Genomic DNA, 25,125 nt, shown 5'->3' with positions numbered 1-25,125 from the left:
TCGGATAACAATGAAAGAGCCCCGGGCGATTTGCCCAGGGCTCTTTCATTATCTTTGCATTATGCTTTCCAAAGTCCGTGCAGGTTGCAGTACGCGTATACCGCAACAACGGAATCATCCTCCGTCAGCGCGAATTCCAGCGCCGGCTTGTCACCCGGTTGAAGGGTCTTCCGCTGAGCCCCTTTCTCCGTCTCCACGGCAATCCATTCAATATAGTGATTTTCCACCATTGGATGTTCCACCGATCCGACGGTTACCTTTACCTTGTTTCCATCAACCACATAGGAAGGCACGTGCTTTTCCGCTGCACCGTCCGAAGTTCCGGGAACCAGTTCCGTCATCTTCTGTCCGCAGCATACCATCGGAACGCCGCTGTCTCGAATCATGCCGATCAAATTGCCGCAGTGTTCACATACTAAGAATTTCATTTGCTTTACCTCCTTTGATTAATTTCTCATCGTTACCGATGCATTTGCAGAACCATGTGCCAATGGGGCATATGGTTCTTATATAATACCACTTTTTGGGAAGTATTTCTCTTCTTTGGAGAAATTAGATTATTCGCTTTTGGGCCCGGCGATTTTCTCGGCGCGTGGTCGCCCATGTTGGCGTGGGCCTCCCCGCAAAGCCTTTGACCTTCGTCACGCCACGCCAACAGGGCCCGGACTTTCCGCGCCGGCGCCTGTTTTTATCGCCTGTCTTGCACAAAAAATTATGCTGTATTTAATTAGATACTTTAAAAGTACACATAAAATATAATAAAATGTAAAGCTGCGTGGTATAATGTCATAAAAATAACATGTAATCAAACATAAAATCTGTGCAAAACAACAAAGGAGGAAAGGGTATGTTAGACGCACAATATTATGAGAAGACAGATGAAATCATCGCCAAGCATACAAGAGAAGAACGCTCATTGATTCCGATTATTCAGGATATTCAAGAAGAATATCGGTATCTTCCGCCGGAGCTGTTGACTTACGTGGCGAAGGAGATTGGAATTACCGAAGCCAAGGCGTTCAGTGTGGCCAGCTTCTACGAGAATTTTTCTTTTGAGCCAAAAGGAAAGTACGTCATCAAGGTCTGTGACGGGACCGCCTGTCACGTGCGGAAGTCCATTCCGATTCTGAATGCGCTGAACAAAGAACTGGGACTGAACGAGCACAAACATACTTCGGACGATATGCTTTTCACCGTAGAAACGGTTTCCTGCCTGGGCGCTTGCGGACTGGCGCCGGCGATTACCGTGAACGATGAAGTGCACCCGAAGATGTCGCCGGAGAAAGCAATAGATCTGCTGGAAGAACTGAGAGGTGAATAGGATGAAGCTTGAAAACAGAACGGAACTGAAAGAGTATCGGGCGGAATGTCAGAAGAAGCAAAGCGCCGACTGCAGGGTGCTGGTGTGCGGCGGAACCGGATGTCTGGCCAGCGGATCCGAGAAAATCTATGAGAAGCTCAAGGAGCTGACGAAGGAAAATGCCGGTGTTGAAGTGAAAATCGGGGAAGAGATTGCCCATGCCGGTACCGAGCACGTACACACAAAGGTTATGAAGAGCGGCTGCCACGGTTTCTGCGAAATGGGTCCGCTGGTACGAATCGAGCCGTACAATTACTTATACATTAAAGTGAAGCTGGAAGATTGTGAAGAGATCTACCGGGAAACCATTCTGGGAGGAAGACCGATTGAGCGCCTGATGTACAAGATGGACGGCGTAACCTATCCGTCCCAGGAGGAAATTCCGTTCTATGCGAAGCAGACAAGACTGGTGCTGAAGCATTGCGGACACATCGATGCGGAACATATCGAAGGTGCTTTGGCCGTGGGCGGATACAAGGGAATCGAAAAGGCTATTTTTGAAATGACGCCGGAGGCAGTCATCCAATGCATTTACGATTCCAACCTGAGAGGCCGCGGCGGTGCCGGATTCCGCACCGGAAGAAAGTGGCAGCAGGTGGCATCCCAGGAGGAAAAGATTCGCTATGTGGTATGTAACGGTGATGAAGGCGATCCGGGTGCTTTTATGGATCGAAGCATCATGGAAGGCGATCCGCATCGCATGATCGAAGGCATGATGATTGCCGCCTACGCCGTTCAGGCTCGGGAAGGGTACATCTACGTACGTGCGGAATATCCTCTGGCCATTGAAAGACTGAAGACGGCCATTCGTCAGGCAGAGGCGGTGGGACTTCTGGGCGACAACATTCTGGGAACGGATTTCAGCTTCCACCTCCACATCAATCGAGGCGCCGGCGCCTTTGTATGCGGTGAAGGAAGTGCACTGACCGCATCCATTGAAGGACGGCGAGGCATGCCGAGAGTAAAGCCACCGCGTACCGTTGCACAGGGACTTTGGGCAAAACCGACCGTCTTGAACAACGTGGAAACCTACGCCAATGTACCGATGATTTTACTAAACGGCGCGGATTGGTATAAGGGAATCGGTACGCCGGAAAGTCCGGGCACGAAGGCGTTTGCTCTCACCGGAAACGTAAGAAACACGGGCCTCATCGAAGTGCCGATGGGAATTACGCTGCGGGAAGTCATTTACGATATCGGCGGCGGACTGCAGAACGATAAAGAATTCAAGGCCGTACAGATTGGCGGACCGTCCGGCGGATGCCTGACAAAGGAACAGCTGGACAGCAAGATGGACTTCGATTCTCTGGCAAAGATTGGTGCCATGATCGGATCCGGCGGTCTTGTTATCATGGACGAGGACACCTGCATGGTAGAGGTTGCGCGGTTCTTCATGAGTTTTACCCAAAGAGAGAGCTGCGGAAAATGCGTGCCGTGCCGAGAAGGAACGAAGCGGATGCTGGAAATCCTGGAACGCATCGTTGCGGGAAAAGGAAAGCCGTCGGATATGGACGAACTCCGGGAGTTGGCGGACATGATTGAATGCACCGCCCTTTGCGGACTGGGAAAGAGTGCACCGAAGCCGGTCATCAGCACGATGAATGCATTTGAAGACGAGTATCTGGAACACATCAACGAGAAAAAATGCAGAACGGGAATCTGCTCCAACCTGCGGAGATTCCGGATTGACCCGGAGGTATGCAAGGGATGCTCGAAGTGCGCACGGAATTGTCCGGCAGGCGCAATTGAAGGCGAGCTGAAATCGCCGTATCACATCAATCAGGAAAAATGTATCAAGTGCGGTGCCTGCATGGAGCAGTGTCCATTCAAGGCCATTCATATCGAAAAGTAGGAGGGACGATTATGGGATATATGACAATTGATGGGAGGACGGTAGAGTTTACCGATGAGCCGAATGTGCTCGCCGTCATTCGCAAAGCAGATATCGATATACCAACACTTTGCTATCATTCGGAGCTGTCCGTGTACGGCGCCTGTCGTCTGTGCACGGTGGAAAATGAGCGAGGAAAGACCTTCGCCTCCTGCTCCGAACCGCCGAGAGACGGAATGATCGTCTACACCAATACGCCGCGCCTGATGAAGTATCGGAAGCTCATCCTGGAGCTTTTGCTGGCAGCGCATTGCAGAGACTGCACCACCTGCATTAAGAGCGGTGAGTGCCAGCTGCAGTCGCTGGCGCACCGCATGGGAGCGGGAAACATCCGCTTTGAAAATACCAAGGAACAGCACCCGCTGGATTTCAGTTCTCCGTCTATCGTTCGAGATCCGAACAAGTGCATCCTCTGCGGTGACTGCGTCCGCATGTGCGACAACGTGCAGTCGGTGAACGCCATCGACTTTGCATACCGGGGCACCCGGGCGCTGGTAACACCTGCTTTTAATAAGAAAATCGCCGAGACGGACTGCGTTAACTGCGGACAGTGCCGTGTGGTATGTCCAACCGGCGCCATCAGCATTCATACGAATACGGATGCCATCTGGGATCTTCTGGCGGATAAAAACACAAAGGTCGTGGCGCAGATTGCTCCGGCGGTGCGCGTTGCAGTAGGAGATCGGTTCGGTCTGCCAAAGGGTGAAAATGTGATGGGCAAGCTGGTGAATGTGCTTCACCGGCTGGGCTTCGATGAAGTCTATGACACCTCCTACGGTGCGGACCTGACGGTCATCGAGGAATCCGAAGAGCTGATGAATCGCCTGGAAGCCGGGGAGAACCTTCCGCTGTTCACCTCCTGCTGTCCGGCATGGGTGAAATTCTGCGAGGAACGCTATCCGGACCTGGCGAAGAACCTGTCCACCTGCCGTTCACCGCAGCAGATGTTCGGTGCGGTAGTTCGGGAATACTATAAGGATCCGGAGAAGAGCGGCGGAAAGAGAATCGTTTCGGTTTCCATCATGCCGTGCACCGCAAAGAAAGAGGAAATTCTGAGACCGGAATCCAGTACCAACGGAAAACAGGATATTGATTATGTCCTGACCACAACAGAACTGATCGGTATGATTCGAAAAGCCGGAATACGTTTCGAAAATCTGGAAATTGAGGCAACGGATATGCCGTTCGGTATCGGATCCGGTGCCGGCGTAATCTTCGGTGTTACCGGCGGTGTGACGGAAGCGGTACTGAGACGTCTTCGGGAAGGTCATAACCGTGTGGAAATGGAGAAAATCAAATTCAGCGGTGTCCGCGGAGAAGAGGGACTCAAAGAAGTGGAGTTCGATTACAACGGACGCACCATCCACGCAGCGGTTGTAAGCGGACTGGGCAATGCGAACAACCTGATGAAGAGAATTCAGAAGGGCGAAGTGCAGTACGATTTCGTGGAAGTCATGGCCTGCCGACGGGGATGCATCATGGGCGGCGGACAGCCGGTACCGGTGGATCCGGAGAGTCGGATTGCGAGAAGCAAGGGAATCTACGATACGGACATCAACACGCAGATTAAGAAGTCCAATGAAAACCCATTGGTTCAGTCGCTGTACGATGGCCTGCTGAAGGGCAAAACCCATGAGCTTCTGCATCGGAATTTTGAAGCAGCCGGAAAATAAGCGCACTTAATAAAATGCTGTAGATAGCGAAAATCCCCACCTTGTCGGATACTCCGATGGGTGGGGATTTTGCTCTATTTCATAATATCCACAATCGCCTGAATCAGCGCGCCGCGAAGGCCGCTCGTCTCCAGCGTGGCAACGCCCTTTATGGTGGCACCGCCCGGGGAGCAGACTCCGTCCTTCAGTGCGGCCGGATGGGATCCGGTCTCCATGGCATAGGCCGCAGAGCCTTCCATCATCTTCTCTACCAGACGGTAAGCGGTGGCCCGTGGCATTCCGTGGAGAACCGCCGCATCGGCCAAAGACTCGATGACGATGTCCATAAATGCCGGCGTGCTTCCCGCCACGATGCCGCCCAGGTCCAGAAGTTCCGGCGGCAGCAGTTCAATCAGGGCAATACTGCCGAACAGTTCGTTGAAAATCTCCAGCTGCTCTTCCGTCAGAGAATGATCGTTGGAACATACCAGCACGCCCTTGCCTACCTCAATCGGCGTGTTCGGCACCACGCAGATTACGTGGCAGCCCTCCGGAAGAAGTTCCATATAGCGCTGATGGGAAACCCCGTAGGCGATGGAAACGATGATTTTGCCCGGGAGCAGATCCCGCACTTCCCGGAGAACGTTCTCCACCTGCGTCGGAATGACGCCCACGATAACGATGTCGGAATTCTCCGCCACCTCAGCGGTAGTCCCCGGGTGAATGCCCAAAGCCTTGCAGTTGTTCTCCAGTCTCGCCCGGTTCCGTGCGCTGGCGGTAATCCGGGTCGGATCGATTCCGCCATGGGTAATAAAACCCCTTACGATGGCAGAGGACATGCTGCCCAGTCCGATGATACCGATTCTTGTGTTTTCTGCATTCATAACGATAATTCCTTTCCATAAAAACAGTTTCGAGGAAGTCTTCACTGTCCGACTTCCTCGTCGTCTTTGGCGGGAAGCAGTCCATCCACCTCAAAACAAGTGAGCCAGGGATGCTCTTCGTACCGCACCGTAATCTCCCCATCGATGATGACTCCCTCCGCCGGATAATATACATTTCCCAGCTCACTGGGTTCCCAGGTGTACCCCTGTGCCAGCAGGGACTCCTTCTCCTCATCGGTAAACCTTACCGATATCTCCAATCGTGGAGGCGCACATCAGCTGGTGATGGTTTCCACCGAAAGGAGAACGTGGCGAAAGCCCCGCTTGTTCATATATGCAATTGCATTTTCATTTAAATGTGCCATGATATACCTCCGTGTATGAAGGGATTGTAACACAAAGGAAAAATGCGGTGCAAGGGGGTGGCTTAAGAATCGGACTGAGGTATAATTAGTCCAATGGGGATTTCATAAATCCGCATAATCAGGCGGAATGGAAAGGATAAGAGAGATGAATACTGTTAAGGTTAGAAATACGGTAATCGGCGAGGGTATGCCGAAGATCTGCGTGCCGATTGTGGGGGTTACAAAAGAAGCCATTCTGGAGGAGGCGAAAGCCATCACCCGGCTTCCGGCAGACGTAGTGGAATGGCGAATCGACTGGTTCGAGAACGTGTTCGACTTCGCAGCGCTGGAAGATGTGATGAAGGATCTTCGTCAGGTGCTGGGTGACCTGCCGCTGCTGATGACCTTCCGGACCTTCAAAGAAGGCGGTGAGAAAACCATCGAGGATGAAGTCTATGCGGACATCAACATCAAAGCGGCTCAGACCGGTTATGTGGATATGGTCGATGTGGAAATTTTCACGGGGGATGAAATCGTCCGGAGAATCATCGAGGGCGCTCATGCCGCCGGGGTAAAGGTGGTGGCGTCCAACCACGATTTCTTCAAAACGCCGGAGAAGGATGACATCGTCCGCCGTCTCTGCAAAATGCAGGAGATGGGTGCGGACATTCCGAAGATTGCCGTGATGCCGCAGAACAAGAAAGACGTGCTGACCCTCCTGGCGGCCACGGAGGAGATGGCATCGATTCACGCAGACCGTCCAATCATCACCATGTCGATGGCGGGCACCGGCGTCATCAGCCGTCTGTGCGGTGAAGTATTCGGATCCGCTCTGACATTCGGCGCAGCCGCAAAGGCATCCGCTCCGGGTCAGATGGGTGTGGAAGATCTGAAGCAGGTCCTCACACTCCTTCACGGAGCCCTGTAAAGATAATTCCGATACAGCTAAAGCCTTCCATTCCATCAAGGATTTCATCGTGTAAGTTCCTCTGGAATTTTTCGTTCGTAACTGTCGGTTTTATAGAAGTGTAGATTTTATCAGTTATATCTTATAGCTTTCGGAATATACCATTGAGCTTCAGCCGTAAATGTGTTACACTGTGTTCAGCCACAGGCAAGGAGGCTTATGCTTATGATTAAACGTGAAATGTATATGAAGCGCATCCGTCCGTTTATCGGAACGGAGCTGATAAAGGTCATGACCGGCATTCGCCGGTGCGGTAAATCGGTTATGCTGGAGCTTATAAAAGAGGAGCTTGTGGAGTCCGGTATCAGCTCTGCTCAGTTCATCTCTATCAACTTTGAGGATTTGAACTTCTCTCATCTGCAAACCGCAAAGTCACTGCATGATGAGATTACCAAGAGAGCCGCAGAGATCAACGACAAAGTCTATCTGTTTTTTGATGAGATTCAGGAGGTAAAAGACTGGGAGAAGTGTATCAATTCCCTCCGGGTATCCCTTGACTGCGACATCTATATCACTGGCTCAAACGCAAAACTTTTGTCCGGTGAGCTTTCCACCTATCTCGGCGGACGCTTTGTGGAGTTCGTTATTTACCCCTTCTCTTTCGCGGAATTTCTGGAACTGTACCGTCCCATCGCACCGGATGAGCCGATTCAGAAATGCTTTCAGAAGTATCTATTATCCGGCGGTATGCCGTACCTTGCCAACATCCGCTACGAGGATGCTCCTTCCAAACTCTACCTTCATGACCTGTTCAACTCTGTCCAGCTAAAGGATATTGTGACGCGGAACAAGATCCGTGACATTGACTTGCTGGAACGCATCATCGCTTATGTGATTGCGAATGTGGGTACGACCTTCTCCGCAACTTCTCTAGCGAAGTTCTTCAAAAACGAGAAACGAACCGTTGCACCGGAGACCATCCTGAACTACATTAAATACTGCTGCGACGCGTATTTGTTCTATCAGGTCAAGCGTGAGGACTTGCAGGGAAAGCAGATTCTCGCCTCCAATGAGAAGTATTACATTGCCGACCACGGCATCCGGGAGGCTGTTTTCGGCGGAAATATGCGTGATATCAACCTCATTTTGGAGAACATCGTGTATCTGGAGTTGTTGCGCCGGGACTACAAAGTGACAGTCGGCAGAACCGGAGACAAGGAAATCGACTTTGTATGTGACAAGAGTGGAGAAAAACTATATGTTCAGGTTGCCTATCTGCTGGCATCCGATGAGACCGTCCGGCGTGAGTTCGGCGCGTATGACAATATCCGCGACAACTACCCGAAATATGTTGTCTCTTTGGATGAGTTCGACATGAGCAGAAACGGAATCAAGCACCGCAATATCCGCGATTTCCTGTTGGCAGAGGAATGGAATTAGAAATCAATGCATTGTAACATTGCCGAAAGAAAAGCCGAAAGCCCTCGGAAACAAAGGACTTTCGGCTTTGTTTTATGGTGCCCCAGAGAGGATTCGAACCTCCGACACCCGCTTTAGGAGAGCGGTGCTCTGTCCCCTGAGCTACTGAGACAAACAAGGGCGACACCAACGATGAATCGGTATCGCCCGAACAGTATGCATTTGTTTTTACAGTTCCTTGCCGGTCAGGAGCGTGTAAGCTTCCTTGTACTTCGCAATGGTCTTGTCGATGACATCCTGCGGCAGCTTGTAGTCGCTGTCCGGGTTTGCCTTGAGCCAGTCACGAACGAACTGCTTGTCGTAAGACGGCTGGGATTTGCCCACTTCGTAGCCTTCCAGCGGCCAGAAACGGGAGCTGTCCGGTGTCAGCACTTCGTCTGCCAGAACAATCTCTCCGTTCTCGTCCAGTCCGAACTCGAACTTGGTATCGGCGATGATGATGCCGTGTTCCCGTGCGTAGTCCGCACACTTCTTGTATACGGCGATGGTGAGATCCCGAACTTTGGCAGCGTACTCTTCGCCGTGTCCCGGATAATCTCTCTCCAGAACTTCGATGCTCTTCTCATAGGAGATGTTCTCATCGTGATCGCCGATTTCAGCCTTGGTGCTCGGAGTGAAGATTGGCTCCGGCAGCTGCTGGGACTCCTGCAGTCCTTCCGGCAGCTTGATTCCGCAGACCTCGCCGGTTTCCTGATAGCTTGCCCAACCGCTTCCGGTGATGTATCCGCGAACGATGCATTCCAGCGGGAGCATCTCCAGCTTGCGGCACATCATGCTGCGACCTTCGAACTTCTCGTTCCGGAAGAATTCCGGCATATCATTCACATCTGTTGAAATCATGTGATTCGGAACCACGTCGCTGGTGAAATCAAACCAGAACTTGGACATCTGGGTCAGAACCACGCCCTTGTCTACGATATCGTTCTGCAGAATATGGTCAAACGCAGAAATGCGGTCGGTAGCAACCATGATCAGGCTGTCATCCGCATCGTAGAGCTCACGAACTTTACCTTCTTTAACCGGGGTATATTCCTTCATTTTCATAACTCCATTCTTTGCTGTACATGATAAGACTTGACTCAATAAATATACCACCTGTCGGAGAATTGTTCAAGAAATACACCCACAAAAATAAGATTCTTTCGGCTGAGGCGGCCGGGAAATTTTTCAGTGAATTTAGCAGGAAATAAACCGCTGGTTTATTTTCCGAGGATGTTATATATAGTAAAATTAAACAGGGTTATTGAAAAAATCGATAATGAGAAAAGGGGGAAAAGAAATGTTAAATCGATTGTGCAGAAAACGATTCGCTGTGGCGGTGATTTTGTGCCTGACCATGGTTTTTTCCGTGCAATCGGGAGCTGTGTTTGCAGACACTGCGGGGGATTCGGCACAGAACTCGGCATGGAATCAGTTTTCGAAGATTGAGAACATCAGCGACGGGACCATTCGCGGAGTGGATTTCTCCATGTATCAGAAGAATGTGGAGTGGAAAAAGGAATTTAAGGATTATCAGCAGAGACCGATTGAGAATCTGATGGAATTCCTCAAGCAGCAGGGCGTGAATACGGTGACCGTTAAGGTGGCGGTAAATCCTAGCGCCGGTGACTTGGGACAGAAGAACCTCTGCACCTTGGAGGATGGAATTAAAACTCTGAAGGCCGCCAAAGCGGCAGACCTGAAGACCAACATGGTGCTCCTGTTCTGCGATTGGATGACGGACAAAAATGACCAGACACCATCGAAAACCTGGGATGGAAAGGATGCAGACGCTGCGGCAAAGGCGTACACTAAAGACACCGTTCTGGCCGGATTCACGAAAGCCGGTTTTACTCCGGACATGATTACCATCGGGAATAACGTGAATTACAATTTCCTGGGATATAGCGGCAACGATGCTTATAAGGGCTGGAAGGCTATGGGGGATATCTCCGGCATCATCAAGGATTCCAACAAGGATATTCAGGTTGGAATCGGAATTGCGGCACCGGGAGATGCGAAAGATTCCTCTAAGGCAGAGGATGTTAAGTGGGTTCTTCAGGAGCTGAACAAAGAATGGAACGGAGTTCAGTACGACGCGGTAGGCGTGACGCTGTACGGAAGCTATTACAGCACGGAGTACATTGCGGCGTTGAGAGATGCCTTCCAAAAATATGAAGGAGAGGCGAAAGCAGCCGGAAAGAATCTGTACGTTGCGGGTATTTCTTTCCCGACGAAAGACGACAAGGACACCTCGGCGACGAGAGATCGGCAGGCATCTCAGATCTACGATGTTCTGAAAGCCACCGTAAGCGGAAGCAATGAGGGCGGCTTGATTTACGATAATGCTCTCTTGGGTTGGGAGTCCTCAGCGTTGGTGGACAATTACGGTCACCTGAAGAAATCCATCGCTGCTTTCGCATATGGAAACGGCACGAAAGCAGATGTGACGGAGTGGTACAATCCGTACGAATACGGCGGGGAACCGGGACTGAAAGCCCAGAAGGTGAAGATTAAAAAGATTGATGGTATGACCAAGGATATGATCCGAGGCGTGGATGTGGGATCTTACAAAGCACTGCAGGATGCCGGCGTGAAGTTTTATAACGAGGAAGGAAAGGAAGAACCGCTGCTGAAGATTCTCAGCGATCACGGCGTGAACTCCGTTCGAATCCGCGTATGGAACGATCCGTGGAAACACAATACGGACGGCACCAAGACCACTTATGGCGGCGGCGGAATGGATTCGGACCGTGCTCTGGAGCTTGGAAAAGAAGCTAAGAAGTATGGAATGAGCGTTACGCTGGACCTGTTCTTCTCCGATTTCTGGGCCGATCCAACCCAGCAGATTCTGCCGAAAGCCTGGAAAAAGGATGCTGACGATACCGAACAGCTTCGAAGAGATTATTACGATTACACGAAAGAGATTTTCACGAAATTCAAAGACGCCAATGTTCCGATAACGATGGTTCAGTTGGGCAACGAGATTACCAACGGAATTCCGGGCGCATTTGACTTTGACCAAAGCTACACGGACGCATGGGGCAGCAAGAGCAAGGTGAAGAACCGTCCGAGAACTGCCTGCATGTTCTTGAATTCTGCGGCATCCGCTGTACGGAAGGTATCACCGGATACCAAGATTGCCCTTCAGCTGGAGACGCCGAATCGCAATAAATACAAGACCGTAATGGATGCGTGGGAGAAGTATCACGTAGATTACGATGTACTGGGGTCTTCCTACTATCCTTTCTGGGCCGGTAGAAACGGAAACAAACTTTCGGATTTGAAGGACGTACAGAATCTGGCGAAGGAATACGGAAAAGAATTTGTGGTAATGGAAACTTCCTGGCTCAGCAGTTCGGAAGACTCCGACGGAACCAACAACCAGGTGGGCAAACCGAGCAGCTACGTGAACTACAAGGTGGGTCCGCAGGGACAGGTGGATTCACTTACGGATATGTACAAAGTGCTGGGCGCAAGCTACAACGGCCTGGGTGCGTATTACTGGGAGCCGGCATGGATTCCAACCGTTCCGGGACAGCACAATTGGGATAAAAATAAAGAAATTTCGGAGAAATATGGCAACGGATGGGCTGCAAGAGCGGCCGAAGGATATTCTCCGGATTTCAAAATGTTCTATGAAGAAAAGCCGACGGCGGGCGCCAGCGCATGGGACAATATGGGCCTGTTCGACTTTAACGGCTACATGATGCAGAGCTTGAACTTCTATAAAGAAGCTATCGGCGGCACGAAGGCTGTGATGACGGTGAAGAAGCCGACTCTCACGTACAACGGAAAGACCCAGAAGCCGACCGTTTCCGTGACGATTCGAGGCGGAAAAGTACCGGCAAAGTATTACAAACTTTCCGGATCCACTGCCAAGAAAAACGTGGGCACCTACACCGTAAAGGCGACATTTAAGCAGGAATACAAAGGCGTCAAGGGAACCGTATCCGTGAAATACCGGATTGTTCCGAAGAAACCGGCAATGAAGTCGCTGAAGAAGGGACGGAAATCCATCAAGGTTTATTGGAAAAAACAGAGAGCGCAGGTAACCGGTTTCCAGGTTCAACGGAGCACCTCCAAGACCTTTAAGAAATCGGCGACAAAGCAGTACTCGGTGAAGTCCGCGAAGGCTACCACGAAGAAGCTGACAAAGCTGAAAGCAAAGAAGCGGTATTACGTACGGGTTCGGACTTATAAGAAGGTCGGAAAGACGACCTACTATTCCGCTTGGTCCGCATCGAAGAATACGAAGACGAAATAGCGCGTAAGTGCGGTTGAATCCCCGAAAGCCTTGCATTGCACAGGAAATTGTTATACAATGGCCTGTGTGTGTGGCTCGGGGATTCTCCTTTTTGCAAGGAAAAACCGGAAGCCCATGCGATTTAAAAAAAGCTATTTTTACAACGGTAATTGGGCGATGCAGAAGGTCATTCATTGGACGAGGTCACAAAGCCTTTATGAGAGCAGAGTGCTGCATTAAAGGAGGAAATATGATTACAGCAGTTGTAGGAGCAAATTGGGGCGATGAAGGTAAGGGAAAAATTACCGATCGCCTGGCACAGGACGCAGATTATGTGGTTCGTTTTCAGGGAGGCAGCAATGCCGGCCACACCATCAAGAACGAGTGGGGCAAATTCGCACTGCACCTTCTGCCATCGGGCATTTTCAGCAAGGACGCGGTCAGCGTAATCGGCAACGGCGTAGCGGTAAATGCGAAGATTCTGGCAGAGGAGCTGAAGACGCTGGAAGATGCCGGCGTAGAGCACAGCAAGCTGATCGTTTCGGACCGGGCGCAAGTGGTAATGTCCTATCACATGCTTTTGGATGCGTATGAAGAGGAGAGACTGGCGGGCAAATCCTTCGGTTCCACCAAGGCCGGAATGGCGCCATGCTACTCGGATAAATACGCAAAGATTGGGTTCCAGGTGGGCGAACTGTATGCGGACAGAGAGACCCTGATGCCGAGAATCGAGAACGTATGCCGGATTAAGAACACGCTGATGGAGCATCTATACCACAAGCCGCTGTTGGATCCGGAAGAAATTTACAAAGAAATCAAAGAAAATGCGGAAATTCTGAGACCGTACGTGGCACATACATCCGCCGTGCTGCACCAGGCGCTGAAGGACGACAAGAAGATTCTTCTGGAAGGTCAGCTGGGTGCGCTGAAGGATACGGACCACGGTATCTATCCGATGGTCACCTCTTCCTCCACACTGGCAGGATTCGGTGCAATCGGTGCGGGCGTTCCGCCGTATGCAATTCAGAAGATTATCTGTGTGGTAAAAGCATATTCGTCTGCCGTAGGTGCCGGCGCATTCGTATCCGAACTGTTCGGGGAGGAAGCGGATGAGCTGAGAAGACGCGGCGGTGACGGCGGAGAGTTCGGTGCTACCACCGGTCGTCCGAGAAGAGTGGGCAACTTCGATGCCGTGGCAACACGGTACGGTTGCATGATGCAGGGTGCAACCGAAGTGGCACTCACCGTTGTAGATGTACTGGGATACCTGGACGAGCTGAAGATCTGCGTGGGCTACGATGTGGATGGAGAGATCATCACTGACTTCCCGAACACCATTCAGCTGGAGAAGGCAAAGCCGGTATACGAAACCATGCCGGGCTGGAAGTGCGACATCACCGGAATTACGAAGTACGAAGATCTGCCGAAGGAATGCAGAGACTATGTGGAGCGCATCGAAGAGCTGATTGGCGTTCCGGTTACCATGGTTTCCAACGGTCCGGCAAGAGACGAGCTGATTTTCCGGTAAAAAATACAGAACATTCATATAAAGACTCCATTCATCGTATATAATATGGAATAGAGCGGAGAGCCTGCGGCCTGGCCGCAGGCTTTTATAGTTAAGAAAAGGTTTTTACAGGAAGGACGGCCGCCCGGAGCGGCTTGGAAACGGAGGAAGAATGGGCAGCACAATTACCCAATGGGATGGAAATCTGCTGATGGAAATTCAGCATTTTGTCATACACGAAGGACTGACACCTTTGGTGAAATTCATCACCCACCTGGGGGACGCCGGAAGTATTTGGATTGCCCTGATTCTGCTGATGCTGTGTTTCAAGAAGACCCGGAGAGTTGGAGTCATTGCGGCGACGGCGCTGATTCTCTCCTTTGTGGTGAACAACCTGATGCTGAAGAACCTGGTGGGTCGAATCCGGCCGTACGAGATGTTCACCGGAGTTCAGCGGCTGGTGGAAAAACCCTCGGACTGGTCCTTCCCCTCCGGTCACTCGGCGGCTTCTTTTGTGACGGCGGTGGTGATGTTCCGGGAACTTCCCCGGAAGTACGGCGTGCCGGCGCTGACCCTGGCATTCCTCATCGCTCTGTCCAGACTGTATGTGGGCGTGCACTATCCGCTGGATGTGCTCTGCGGAGCTCTCAGCGGAACCGTTATTGCGCTGCTGGTATGCCGATTCTATGAACGAAAGGAGGTGCTTTCAAAATGGTAAATATTGGAAATGATTGGGACGACGTACTTCGGGAGGAATTCAGCAAGGGCTACTATCTGAACCTGCGGCAGTTCTTGAAGAAGGAATATTCTCAGGGGACGGTATATCCGCCGATGAACGATATCTTCAACGCTTTTCGGTACACACCATATCAGGATGTAAAGGTGGTCATCCTGGGACAGGACCCGTATCACGAACCGGGACAGGCCCACGGGCTGGCTTTCTCCGTTCAGCCGGGCGTTCCGGAACCCCCGTCCCTCCAGAATATCTTCAAGGAGCTTCACGAAGATGTCGGGTTTGAAATTCCGCCAAAGGGGAACGGCTGCCTGATTCCTTGGGCCAAGTCCGGCGTGCTGCTTCTGAATACGGCGCTGACGGTGCGGGCGCATCAGGCCAACTCCCATCGGGGGAAGGGCTGGGAGCAGCTGACGGACCGGGTGATTGAGCTGCTGAATGAGCGGGAAAAGCCTATTGTATTCATCCTTTGGGGCAGCAACGCCAAATCCAAGGTGCCACTGATTACCGGGAAGCAGCATCTCATCATCACATCGGTACATCCCAGTCCGCTGTCCGCCTATCGGGGCTTCTTCGGGGGAAAATACTTCTCCCGGGCCAATGAGTTCCTGGAGGAACACGGCGAAGCACCGGTGGAGTGGAGCCTGTCGGGAAGAAACGAGTCGTTGGAAGGATAAAGAAAGGGTTGTAAAATGAAATATCGTTATAACGAAACGCTTCCGGCGGATTTTGCGGCATTGGCGCAGAAGTGCGGCGCGAGAATCCCTCTGAAGTCGGCCTATGAAGCGATACGAAACAGTCTTTTTACCGTGGGAATCTTTGAAGAGGAGCAGCTGGTGGCGTTTGGCCGCATCTGCGGAGACGGGGTGCTGTACTATCTGGTGTGCGACGTCATGGTGGCGGAAGAGTTCCGGGAACGGCACTTGGAGGAGAACCTCCTTCGGGAACTGGGCGACTACCTGCGGGAGCATCGGCGGCGAGAGAGCCGGGTGATGATTCGGACGGACCGGGCGTACGCGGAGGTTTGCCGGAAGCACGGCTTCAAATACGTGGATGAGGATTACGAAGTCATCATGAAGGGGTAGCAATGAATTTACGGGAACAGATATATGCGGATTACATCCGCGAGCTGAAGGAACATTACGAAGAGAATCGGGCGGCGGCAGAGGAGATGAAAGAGGAACTGCAGCATACTCCGCTGATTTCCCGGGGACGGCTGATTGACAAGCCGCTGGCGATGCAGAAGGTGTATACCCGGGAGGACGATTGGCGGTTTCGGGAAATCGTGGAGATGACCCACCGAATCTGCTGCAAGGTGATCGATCGCTATGTGGCGGATCCGGAATATCGGAAGGGCTTCGGCTTTTCCGAGAAACTGGAGGAGCTGATTCTGGCGGATCCGGGATATCCGGACGAACTGCCGATGGCCCGCTTCGATATTTTCTATCACGAGGATACCGGGGACTTCAAGTTCTGCGAGATCAACACGGACGGAACCAGCGCCATGAACGAGGATTTCCATCTGGACAAGCTGAACCTGCGAAACCCGGCTCACCAGGCCATCTGCCGGAAGTATCGGCTCCGGAGCTACGAGCTATTCGGCAGCTGGGTGGAGACCTTCCTGGAGCTGTACACCCACTACCGGAAAAAACATCCGGAGATGCCGCTGGTGCCGACGGTGGCCATCGTGGATTTTCTGGATAAGGGGAACGTGCCGGAGTTCTACGAGTTCGCCGCGCGGTTTCGGCAAAAAGGAATTTACGCCCAGGTCATCGACATCCGGTCGCTCCGCTACGAGGACGGCCGGCTGCTGGCACCGGAGGGCTATGAGATTCACGGAATCTACCGCCGGGCGGTGACGGCGGATGTGATGGAGGAGTACGATTCGGTCACGGCGCTGCTGGATGCCTATCGAGAGGGAAATGTTTTCTTGTGCGGCTCTTTCCGAACCCAGGTGGCCCATGCCAAAACCTTCTTCAGCATGCTGCACCGGGAGGAGACCCGGGCAATTCTCACGGCAGAGGAGAACCGGTTCGTGCGAGAGCATGTGCCGTACACCTGCGACTTCGGGGAGGAGGGCATTAAGCTGGAGGAAGTGATTCGAAACAAGGACAAATACATCCTCAAACCCAACGATTCCTACGGATCCGACAGTGTGGCGGACGGCCGGGGCCGGTCGCCGGAGGAATGGCGGGAGGTGTGCGAGGCATACTACAACAAAGGATTTATCTGCCAGGAATACGCGGAGCAGTATGCGACTCCCAATGTGGACTTCATGTTCGGAGACGGAAGGACGTGGGATTACATCAATATGAACGGATTGTATTCCTATAACGGAAGTTTTGCCGGGGTGTTCACCCGGCAGGCGAGGGGGACGATTATCGCCTCCCACGGAAGCGAACGAAACGTGGCCAGCTACCTGGTGACGGAGTAAGACGGTGCGCCGGAAGGGCGCGATAAAGAAAAAAACGGTGAAATCTTAAGGAATCTTAAGATTTCACCGCTTTTTCCTATGGTACAATATTTATAAATTGCGGATGCCGGAGCTGCCGGCGGGTGTTCATCTTCCCCCGATTCGAACGCTCGACAAACCGGTAGGGCCGGATTCGCAATTTATTTTTACCGAACAGAACACATCAACACAGACAGGGGTAAGAGCAATGAAGAAAAAGACTCACCGAATGAAGACCACAGGGAAGAAGCTGACGGTGTTGGCGCTGGCCTGCGGAATGACCATCAGCATGATGCCGTTCCAAGCTGCAGCGACGACGGAATCGGAACTGCCGAACCTGGCCGCCTCCGCCAAGGGGAGCCGCCTCACCGGAGCTGTCAATTCCGGGAAGAAATATCCGGAATGCGTACCGAACCAGGTGGTAGTACAGTATAAGGAAGGCGCCGTTACCACGGATGCGCCGACGACCAAGGAGAAGAAGATGGCGCGCCGGGCCGCTACGGCAGAATCCTTCGGCAGTGCCATGAAGGAAAAGTCCGGCGAACGGCAGAAGAAAGCGGAGAACACTTTGGGACAGCAGGCGGAAATCCTGGAGAAATCCTTGGACAAGTACGAGATTCAAGATACGATTGCCCTGACCCCGACGAAATCTTCGGAAGATGAGACGGTCATCAGTGTCGTTTCCTCGAAGGACGGAAGCGCCAAGACCTTGGCAAAGGAATTGGAGAAGAACCCGGAAATCAAGAACGCGGAGCCGAACTATATTTTTGAGGCGAAGGATACGGGAAACCGGACGGGATGGAACGATGAGTACCTCCGCACCGCATGGCATCTGGACGGCATCCACGCCTCCGCCGGCTGGGAGGCCTATGACAAGACCGCAGAGAAATCCGCAAAGGACGTGGTAGTTGCGGTAATGGATACGGGAATCGATTACGAGCACGAGGAATTGAAGAGCCACATGTGGAAGGCCCCGAAGGGCTTCAAGCTCACCGGCACCTACGGTCACGATTTTGTAGAGGAGGAGGCGGATTTCTGGGACATTCTCCTGGGCGGCAATGCTTCCGACGATCCGGACGGCATCGACCCGATGGACCAGAACGGCCACGGCACCCACTGTGCCGGCATCATCGCGGCTCAGGCCAACAACGGCACCGGAACCGCCGGCGTATTCGGCAGCGACAAATCCGGCGACAGCAGCGGCATCCGGCTGATGGGCATCCGGGTGCTGGACAGCGACGGCAGCGGCACCCTGAGCGGAATCCTCAAAGGTTTTTACTATACTATTCGGGCCAAGCAGCTGGGCGTGAACCTGAAAGCCATCAACTGCTCCTTTGGCGCGGATGTGGATTCCGACATTTACGACTCCGTCATCGACGAAGCGGGCAAAGCGGGCATTCTCACCATTTGTGCCGCAGGAAACGAGACGTCGGACAACGACCTGATTGCCAATGCTCCGGCCAACACCGGCTCCGATTACGGCGTTTCGGTGGCGGCTTCCGCCGAGGACGGCACCCTGGCATCCTACTCCAACTACGGAAAGCGGAACGTGGATGTGATGGCGCCGGGCACCAACATCCTCTCCTCGGTGAGCTATCCGAACTACACCCCGTGGCTGTACTCCGCCGATAAGGTGAAGCAGCTTTCGGAGTATTACGGGGAATTCAATAAAGATTCCATAAAAGAAAACGGCATCACCCCGGTAACCGGAACAGACGCTTCCGGCAAGTCCATCGACGGCATGAAGGAATTCGGCGCCGCGGTGACCGGAAAGAAGCTGAGCAAGGGCAGCAAGGGAAAAGCGGAGCTGACCATCGACGAATCCGAAGACGCTAATTTCCGTGCCTCCGGCGACAAAATCGCGTTGAAGTGGAAGATTACCGGAGCGAAGAACGGTGACATGTTCCTGCTGTACTTCCCATACGAGAAGAGCGGAGAATCGGATGGATCCAATACCTACTGCAACATCGCCTACCGGACTATCACCCAGGGCGGGGGTTCCGGATTCTTCATCGCGGGAGACATTGCGGCGGACGTATCGGATCAGGGAACCATCCAGTCCCTGAACGTGGCTTCCGAGGATATTAACCAGACGGATTCCAGCATGAACGATGTGTGGAGAGCCGAAGGGAATACAGATTTGCTCTCTGCATCCGGTGCGAAAGGGGAAAACTTCGGTCTGGGATTCATCTACCAGGTGGGAGATGAAGGCGATGCCACCATCGAAATCAGCTCCCTGGGAATTTCCAAAGCCGGTGCGGATGCGGATCAATTCGGCAAATACGCCCTGTTCTCCGGAACTTCCATGGCCACTCCGGTGGTCACCGGTTCCGTGGCCCTGATTGCGGCGATGAATCCGACTGCAGATGCGAAGCAGCTGAAATCCATCCTGTATCAGACCACCAACGATCGATATAAGAACGAAGTATCCACCGGCGGCGGAATCGATTTCGACGAATACACCGCCAACAGCGTTTCCGCCAAACCGGCCGTCCGGTCGGCCAAGGTGGACCCGAAGAAAAATCAGGTGATTCTGGAGGGTGCCGGATTCGGAACCAATCCGGAAATCACGGTGACCAATACGGTTCAGGACACCAAGCGAGACATCGCTTCCAAGGATGTGTCCTCCGACGGCAGCAAAATCACCATCTCCAATGCATCCTCGTACAACCTGGCGGGAAGCAGTATTGCTTTTAGCTTAAAAAACGGAGAGAAGACGGGCAGAGGCACCTTCTATCTGGTAAAAGGAAATGCCGAATACAAGAAGGAGTTCGTCCTGTCGGATGAAGAGGAAGAACGCAGCGACTCGGCGGCCCGCAACAAGAGTTCCTCATCCAAGGACCTGCTCGACGACGAGGAGGATGCAAGCTCCGATGGCGATAACGTCCAGTGGATTCCGAACGATATCCGGAAACTGGGATACGATGCGGGAAGCGGAAATCTGTATACCGTGGACAAGAACGACTACGACCAGGTGGGTCAGAGCCTGGATGACGCAGTGACGAAGTATGCGAAGAGTCAGGAGAAGAAGCACTTCCTCTGGAAGCTCAAGAAGGGGGAACGCCCGGAAATTACGTTGGTGACCAACGCAACGTATATGAGGGGTAACGTCTATGAGGTAATCTGCTGCAATCTGGGGGACCGGAAGTCTTACATGCTGGTAGGCATGGATCTGACCGGCAGCAAGAAGAACTGGACGGTATATTCCGACACGCTGATCGACAAGGGCAGCATGCCGAGCACCATCGATGAAGAGAGCGCCGGCTGCACCGCTTTGGCAGGAATGAACGGGAACCTGTATCTGACAGGCGGCGCAAAGAAGGAAGGCAAGAAAATTATGCCGTCCGCTGAGACCTGGAGCTGCCCGGTAAAATCCGGCGCCGTGTGGAAGAAGAAGGCGAACCTGCCGGAAGGTTTGTACGACGGAAAGGCCTTCGCTCAGAACGGAAAGCTGTACTACGTCCTGGGCCGGAACAGCAATGGACTCAATTACGACGTGATGGCCTTTAACGGCAGCAAGTGGCAGAAGGCGGGTACCCTGCCAAAGGTACTGAACACAACCCTTACGCAGGATGTTTTTGAACAGAATCTGGTAAGCTGCGCTGTGGGCCTGGATGCCAAGGGTATCGTGTTCGGCGGCGCCTCCTCCGACGGCAAGGGCGATACCTACCGGTTCAACACCTCCACCGGCAAAACCGAGGCCCTGAGCTACACCCTCTGGGGCAAGGGACAGGAGTCGGCAGCTTACGGTTCGTCAGCCGGAAACCGGTTCTATGCGGAATACGTGTCTTACGATGACGATATCACCTATGAGACGTTCAAGAGCATCCCGGTTGAAAGTGCATACCGCACCTTCAAAGTGAAGAAGAGCGGCAAGGGCTCCGGCACGGTCACCGGCACCGCCGGCGTTCTGAACGGGGAGACCGTTACGCTGAAAATCACTCCGAAGAAGGGATCCTACGTCTATTCCTACAGCATCAGCCGTTACGGCAAAAAGAAGAGCTTCAAGAAGCCGACGTCGGCCGCAAAGAAAGGCCAAAGTATCAAGCTGAAGGCCACGAAGGATGCCACGATTACGGTGCATTTCGGGAAAATCTGCACCAAGGTGAAGATGAACCGAAAATCCGTGAGCCTGAAGCGGGGAAAGAGCATCAAGCTGAAGGCTTCCGCCAACGGCACCAACCGCAGCGTCACTTGGACGGTGTCCAATCGGAAGTATGCCAAGGTGACTAAATCCGGAAAGGTGACCATCCGGAGCAGCGCCCGCCGCGGCGCCAAAATCCGGGTCACCGCCCGCTCCAAGGAAAACCGGAAGCTGAAAGCTGTGTGTGTGGTGAAGGTCCGGTAGCCTCCGGCGAGGAAAAAGTGAAGAACCGAAAAATGCAACGAAAAAGACAAGGCGATGGGGGGGTGCCTTGTCTTTTCCTTCGTGTTAACTTATGTTTGAGATTGGGTGGTGATAGAATTCTGTAAACAGCATCTCTTCTGTTTACAGTTATTATTATATGCAAAAACCTTAAACCAACTTAAAGGATTGGTTTTTACATCTCCAATAATCGGTCGATTCCGGCTGCGCCGGAATCTTCCCATCTTCATGTTTGGTCGGCTTCGCCGACCCCTGATATGCGCTCCGCCGATCGAGCTCGCCGAGCCGGTCGCCTAGAGCCGCGGACTATTCTGCTTTTAGTGCGTCGTTCAGAGCGTTTACCAGTGCGTCCGCGTCGAGGCCGTGAACCTGGGATGCCTGCTCGATGGACTCACCCTGAGAAGCCGGGCAGCCGATGCACATCATTCCGTTCTGGAAGAATGTCTCGATCAGTTCCGGATGTGCGGTGATAACTTCGCCGATGACGTTGTCCTTCGTAATTGTCATTTATATAACTCCCTTCATATTCCTTAGGAAAAATTTTCTACGAAAGTTACAATACCATTGATTTCAAGGAAATGCAACACCTTTCACAAATCTTTCATGAAAATTCCTATCAAATCACTCTGAATTTCCTTGCGATGAGATTTTTGTCGTGATAAAATCGTTTCCATATTGGGGGTAGGAGTAAAAATATGAAACGACTGGATAAAAATATTTTGGTAGCACGAATGGGGCTGGAAAAAGAAAGTCTTCGTGTAGACCGACGCGGCCGGCTGGCTCAGACGGCCCACCCGTTCCAGGAGGATGTGGAATTGGATGTGGATTTCAGTGGGAATCAATTGGAATTTGTCACGGATGTGTGCGATTCCTCGGATGAGGTCTGGGAGGCATTGCGGCGGCTGCACCGGAAGGCGGCCCGAGTGCTGGAAAAACGGGAGACCGGGCCGGAGTACCTGTGGCCTTTCAGCAACCCGCCCTATGTTCAGGCGGAAGGGGAGAATCCGCCCATGGAGTTTTACGGGGAGAAGGCATGGAAGACGGCCTACCGGAACCATTTGAGAGACCGGTACGGCACGCAGTTGATGCTGTATTCCGGGATTCACTTTAACCTGTCTTTTCCGGAGAAATTCTGGGAAGCAATTTCGGCAATAGGGGATGCCGGCATTGGAACCGGCTGTGCCGGCGAAAAGCGCCGGAGTGCGGATGCCGCCTATTTGAATTTGGCGGCGTGGACCACCCGGTACGCATGGCTGATTGTGTATCTTTTTGCGGCGAGTCCGGTACTGGATGAAAGCTATTTTTGTCCGGGGAAAAAAGACGGCACGCCTTGCCTGAAGTATGCCAGTCCGCGGAGCAGTGAAATCGGCTATTGGAACGATTTCGAGCCGGTGCTGGATTACCGCAGCCTGGAGGGGTACGTGGATTCCATCCTAAAATACACGGAGGACGGGACTTTGATGTCCCCGGCGGAGCTGTACTATCCGGTGCGGCTGAAGTCAGCGGGGCTGTATGATTTGGAGCGCCTGCGGCGGGAGGGAGTGAGCCATATCGAGATTCGGATTATCGATGAAAACCCGTACTCGGAAATCGGGATCTTTCGGGAGGACGTGCGATTTCTACATCTCCTGATGGTGTACCTGGCGAGTCGGGCGCCGAAGCCGTTCCCGGAGGGAGAGCAACTTCTGGCGCTTCGTGACATGAAGCGCGCCGCGCTGTTCGATGATTCCACTTGCCTTTCCAACGGCCTCAGCATCCGGGAGAACGCGGTGCAGGCTTTGCAGGAAATGGAAGAATTCTTTGAGAGGGGTGGCGGCTCCACCCCTGAGGGTGGCGTTGCCCCTGTTGCCGGTTCCGCCCCCGAGGGGATTGCAGCGCCGGTGACAGGCTCCGCGATTGGTGGAGGCTCCGCCAACGGTGACAGCCCCACATCCGTTGGGATTGCAGCACCGGTGACGGGCTCCGCCTCCGACGAGTGGGCATATATCCGGGAAGCGTTGGATTTCCAGTGGCGCAAACTGGAACCGGGCGGTCGCCCCGCAGAAATTATCCGGGATGAATTCCGGAAAGAGTATAACCGGAAAGGATTGGAATTGGCAAAAGCCCACAGTCGAAAACTGTGTCAGGAAGGCTAGCATACAAAGGCGACTGGGCACACCGCCCCGAGTCTAATTCGGGCCGTTTGCGAGATATCTTCGAAAATTGACGACGAAACGCTCGGAACCGAGGTTTCGTCGTCAACTCCCTTGTAGCCGTCGTGTGAATTAGAGCTGAATGCCCGGAGAAGAGGGAAGGATGAGGCCCCGGAAGAAGAAAATCCGGGCTAAATGAAGGGAATTTTGACTCAGGATTAACTTAAATTAGAGCATAAAGCGTGAAGAAATCGTTAGATTGACGACAGACTACCCGGAACAGAAGGTCTGTCGTCAATTTTTCGTGACGCCGCATGCAGATTAGAGCAGGCGGCATGAGAAGATGATTAGAATTGACGACGAACGGGGGAAGATGGGGTGTTCGTCGTCAATTCTTTCCTTTTGGAATTTCTAATGATGGGAAGAGATGCACGAAGGCCGTGAAAGCCCTTCGCGCATCTCTTTTCATCTAAGAGCGGCCCGAGTCTAAGTCGGGCCGCCGGGACAAAATCGGGAAAATGATGTAGGAACGCGGAAAAAAGAGGTTCCTGCATCATTTTGTTGTGGTCGCCGGGCAGATTAGAGAAAAGATGCCCGGCGGAAATGGCAAGATGTGATGTCGGAATGCTGAAAACAGCTGCTTATGCATCACTTTAATACCTGATTGAAAGTAAAGTAGAAGAAAAATAGTATAAAAATGATTAGAAGTGATGCATGGGATGGAGAAACGGGTACTCATGCATTAACTCTGAAAGTGGAGTTGATGCATGAGGCGGAAAAACAAGAGCGTCAACATCACTTTCTCCCTTTATCTCGCTCGCCGCCGACCCCTGTTGGCGCCGCCCCGCCGACAACCCCTTATCCCACCGTCGGGCCACGCCAACAGGGCGCCCCGAATCCCGCTCGCCGCCGGCCCCTGTTGGCGCCGCCCCGCCGGCAACCCCTTACCCCACCGTCGGGCCACGCCAACAGGGCGCCTCAAATCCCACCCGGCGCCGGCCCATGTTGGCGCCGCCCCGCCGACAAAGCCTTGATCCACCGTCGGGCCCCGCCAACAGGGCGCCTCGAATTCCACCCGGCGTCAGCTCATGTTGGCGCCGCCCCGCCGGCAAAGCCTTATCCCACCGTCGGGCCACGCCAACAGGGCGCCCCGAATCCCGCTCGCCGCCGGCCCCGGGTGGCGCCGCCCCGCC

Annotated in this window: 18 protein-coding genes and 1 tRNA gene; 13 read left to right on the top strand and 6 right to left on the bottom strand. The window is 53.0% G+C overall.

Annotated elements, in window-relative coordinates; all coding sequences use genetic code 11:
- Positions 1-59 precede the first annotated feature (59 nt).
- Positions 60-428: a desulfoferrodoxin family protein gene (locus tag PUE40_RS05630; RefSeq protein ID WP_154554362.1), complete on the bottom strand. Its 369-nt coding sequence runs from the start codon at positions 426-428 to the stop codon at positions 60-62.
- Positions 429-847: 419 nt separating this feature from the next.
- Here PUE40_RS05630 and PUE40_RS05625 point away from each other — a divergent pair, with 419 nt between their 5' ends.
- Genes PUE40_RS05625 through PUE40_RS05615 form a run of 3 tightly spaced genes read left to right on the top strand, consistent with a single transcriptional unit; the run spans position 848 to position 4,924 of the window.
- Positions 848-1,321 carry a complex I 24 kDa subunit family protein gene (locus PUE40_RS05625; RefSeq protein ID WP_277672154.1) on the top strand — a complete coding sequence of 158 codons (474 nt, stop codon included), beginning with the start codon at positions 848-850 and terminating at the stop codon, positions 1,319-1,321.
- A 1-nt stretch (position 1,322) separates the two neighbouring features.
- Positions 1,323-3,212, top strand: a complete 1,890-nt coding sequence (locus tag PUE40_RS05620; RefSeq protein ID WP_277672153.1) for an NADH-quinone oxidoreductase subunit NuoF — start codon at positions 1,323-1,325, stop codon at positions 3,210-3,212.
- Positions 3,213-3,223: 11 nt separating this feature from the next.
- Positions 3,224-4,924, top strand: coding sequence for a [FeFe] hydrogenase, group A (locus PUE40_RS05615; protein ID WP_277672152.1), 1,701 nt, complete (start codon positions 3,224-3,226; stop codon positions 4,922-4,924).
- Between the two features lie 74 nt (positions 4,925-4,998).
- On the opposite strand, the gene proC is transcribed toward PUE40_RS05615, so the two are convergent.
- Both proC and PUE40_RS05605 read right to left on the bottom strand, forming a co-directional pair.
- Positions 4,999-5,787, bottom strand: a complete 789-nt coding sequence (gene proC, locus PUE40_RS05610; protein ID WP_277672151.1) for a pyrroline-5-carboxylate reductase — start codon at positions 5,785-5,787, stop codon at positions 4,999-5,001.
- Between the two features lie 41 nt (positions 5,788-5,828).
- Positions 5,829-6,047, bottom strand: a complete 219-nt coding sequence (locus tag PUE40_RS05605; protein ID WP_154554360.1) for a hypothetical protein — start codon at positions 6,045-6,047, stop codon at positions 5,829-5,831.
- 250 nt (positions 6,048-6,297) lie between these two features.
- Here PUE40_RS05605 and aroD point away from each other — a divergent pair, with 250 nt between their 5' ends.
- Together aroD and PUE40_RS05595 are read left to right on the top strand one after the other, a co-directional pair.
- Positions 6,298-7,059 carry a type I 3-dehydroquinate dehydratase gene (gene aroD / locus PUE40_RS05600; RefSeq protein WP_154554359.1) on the top strand — a complete coding sequence of 254 codons (762 nt, stop codon included), beginning with the start codon at positions 6,298-6,300 and terminating at the stop codon, positions 7,057-7,059.
- Positions 7,060-7,263: 204 nt separating this feature from the next.
- Positions 7,264-8,478 carry an ATP-binding protein gene (locus PUE40_RS05595; RefSeq protein ID WP_277672150.1) on the top strand — a complete coding sequence of 405 codons (1,215 nt, stop codon included), beginning with the start codon at positions 7,264-7,266 and terminating at the stop codon, positions 8,476-8,478.
- Between the two features lie 75 nt (positions 8,479-8,553).
- On the opposite strand, the gene PUE40_RS05590 is transcribed toward PUE40_RS05595, so the two are convergent.
- Both PUE40_RS05590 and PUE40_RS05585 read right to left on the bottom strand, forming a co-directional pair.
- A tRNA-Arg gene (locus PUE40_RS05590) sits at positions 8,554-8,629 on the bottom strand.
- A 56-nt stretch (positions 8,630-8,685) separates the two neighbouring features.
- Entirely contained in the window at positions 8,686-9,555 is an 870-nt protein-coding gene (locus PUE40_RS05585) for a phosphoribosylaminoimidazolesuccinocarboxamide synthase (protein ID WP_154554429.1), read from the bottom strand.
- A gap of 241 nt (positions 9,556-9,796) precedes the next feature.
- Between PUE40_RS05585 and PUE40_RS05580 the strand changes: the two genes are divergently transcribed.
- The 7 genes from PUE40_RS05580 (at position 9,797) to PUE40_RS05550 (ending at position 21,782) form a co-directional block, all read left to right on the top strand.
- Complete coding sequence (locus tag PUE40_RS05580; RefSeq protein ID WP_277672149.1) at positions 9,797-12,763, top strand: glycosyl hydrolase 53 family protein; 2,967 nt, start codon at positions 9,797-9,799, stop codon at positions 12,761-12,763.
- A 229-nt stretch (positions 12,764-12,992) separates the two neighbouring features.
- Complete coding sequence (locus tag PUE40_RS05575; RefSeq protein WP_154554356.1) at positions 12,993-14,270, top strand: adenylosuccinate synthase; 1,278 nt, start codon at positions 12,993-12,995, stop codon at positions 14,268-14,270.
- A gap of 151 nt (positions 14,271-14,421) precedes the next feature.
- Positions 14,422-14,967, top strand: coding sequence for a phosphatase PAP2 family protein (locus PUE40_RS05570; RefSeq protein WP_277672148.1), 546 nt, complete (start codon positions 14,422-14,424; stop codon positions 14,965-14,967).
- Positions 14,961-15,659 carry a uracil-DNA glycosylase gene (locus PUE40_RS05565; protein ID WP_154554354.1) on the top strand — a complete coding sequence of 233 codons (699 nt, stop codon included), beginning with the start codon at positions 14,961-14,963 and terminating at the stop codon, positions 15,657-15,659. Before PUE40_RS05570 ends, PUE40_RS05565 begins: the two co-directional genes overlap by 7 nt.
- Before the next feature lie 15 nt (positions 15,660-15,674).
- The gene (locus tag PUE40_RS05560; protein WP_154554353.1) at positions 15,675-16,067 is read left to right on the top strand and encodes a GNAT family N-acetyltransferase; all 393 of its coding nucleotides are present in this window, start codon (positions 15,675-15,677) and stop codon (positions 16,065-16,067) included.
- Positions 16,068-16,069: 2 nt separating this feature from the next.
- Positions 16,070-17,416 carry a hypothetical protein gene (locus tag PUE40_RS05555; protein ID WP_277672147.1) on the top strand — a complete coding sequence of 449 codons (1,347 nt, stop codon included), beginning with the start codon at positions 16,070-16,072 and terminating at the stop codon, positions 17,414-17,416.
- 226 nt (positions 17,417-17,642) lie between these two features.
- A complete protein-coding gene (locus tag PUE40_RS05550; RefSeq protein ID WP_277672146.1) occupies positions 17,643-21,782 on the top strand; it encodes a S8 family serine peptidase in 4,140 nt (1,379 codons plus the stop codon).
- Positions 21,783-22,106: 324 nt separating this feature from the next.
- Here the strand turns inward: PUE40_RS05550 and PUE40_RS05545 are convergent, their stop codons facing one another.
- A complete protein-coding gene (locus PUE40_RS05545; protein ID WP_277672145.1) occupies positions 22,107-22,307 on the bottom strand; it encodes a DUF1858 domain-containing protein in 201 nt (66 codons plus the stop codon).
- 188 nt (positions 22,308-22,495) lie between these two features.
- Here PUE40_RS05545 and PUE40_RS05540 point away from each other — a divergent pair, with 188 nt between their 5' ends.
- Positions 22,496-23,935: a hypothetical protein gene (locus PUE40_RS05540; protein WP_277672144.1), complete on the top strand. Its 1,440-nt coding sequence runs from the start codon at positions 22,496-22,498 to the stop codon at positions 23,933-23,935.
- Positions 23,936-25,125 lie beyond the last annotated feature (1,190 nt).

Source organism: Mogibacterium kristiansenii (genome assembly GCF_029224645.1).
Lineage (GTDB): Bacteria > Bacillota > Clostridia > Peptostreptococcales > Anaerovoracaceae > Mogibacterium_A > Mogibacterium_A kristiansenii.
This window is presented reverse-complemented; position numbering and strand designations above follow the sequence as displayed.

Excerpts from the sequence above, each read along its gene's own strand:
- PUE40_RS05630 (WP_154554362.1), bottom strand. The coding sequence starts at position 428 with ATGAAATTCTTAGTATGTGAACACTGCGGCAATTTGATCGGCATGATT.
- PUE40_RS05625 (WP_277672154.1), top strand. The coding sequence starts at position 848 with ATGTTAGACGCACAATATTATGAGAAGACAGATGAAATCATCGCCAAG.
- PUE40_RS05620 (WP_277672153.1), top strand. The coding sequence starts at position 1,323 with ATGAAGCTTGAAAACAGAACGGAACTGAAAGAGTATCGGGCGGAATGT.
- PUE40_RS05615 (WP_277672152.1), top strand. The coding sequence starts at position 3,224 with ATGGGATATATGACAATTGATGGGAGGACGGTAGAGTTTACCGATGAG.
- proC (WP_277672151.1), bottom strand. The coding sequence starts at position 5,787 with ATGAATGCAGAAAACACAAGAATCGGTATCATCGGACTGGGCAGCATG.
- aroD (WP_154554359.1), top strand. The coding sequence starts at position 6,298 with ATGAATACTGTTAAGGTTAGAAATACGGTAATCGGCGAGGGTATGCCG.
- PUE40_RS05595 (WP_277672150.1), top strand. The coding sequence starts at position 7,264 with ATGATTAAACGTGAAATGTATATGAAGCGCATCCGTCCGTTTATCGGA.
- PUE40_RS05585 (WP_154554429.1), bottom strand. The coding sequence starts at position 9,555 with ATGAAGGAATATACCCCGGTTAAAGAAGGTAAAGTTCGTGAGCTCTAC.
- PUE40_RS05580 (WP_277672149.1), top strand. The coding sequence starts at position 9,797 with ATGTTAAATCGATTGTGCAGAAAACGATTCGCTGTGGCGGTGATTTTG.
- PUE40_RS05575 (WP_154554356.1), top strand. The coding sequence starts at position 12,993 with ATGATTACAGCAGTTGTAGGAGCAAATTGGGGCGATGAAGGTAAGGGA.
- PUE40_RS05570 (WP_277672148.1), top strand. The coding sequence starts at position 14,422 with ATGGGCAGCACAATTACCCAATGGGATGGAAATCTGCTGATGGAAATT.
- PUE40_RS05565 (WP_154554354.1), top strand. The coding sequence starts at position 14,961 with ATGGTAAATATTGGAAATGATTGGGACGACGTACTTCGGGAGGAATTC.
- PUE40_RS05560 (WP_154554353.1), top strand. The coding sequence starts at position 15,675 with ATGAAATATCGTTATAACGAAACGCTTCCGGCGGATTTTGCGGCATTG.
- PUE40_RS05555 (WP_277672147.1), top strand. The coding sequence starts at position 16,070 with ATGAATTTACGGGAACAGATATATGCGGATTACATCCGCGAGCTGAAG.
- PUE40_RS05550 (WP_277672146.1), top strand. The coding sequence starts at position 17,643 with ATGAAGAAAAAGACTCACCGAATGAAGACCACAGGGAAGAAGCTGACG.
- PUE40_RS05545 (WP_277672145.1), bottom strand. The coding sequence starts at position 22,307 with ATGACAATTACGAAGGACAACGTCATCGGCGAAGTTATCACCGCACAT.
- PUE40_RS05540 (WP_277672144.1), top strand. The coding sequence starts at position 22,496 with ATGAAACGACTGGATAAAAATATTTTGGTAGCACGAATGGGGCTGGAA.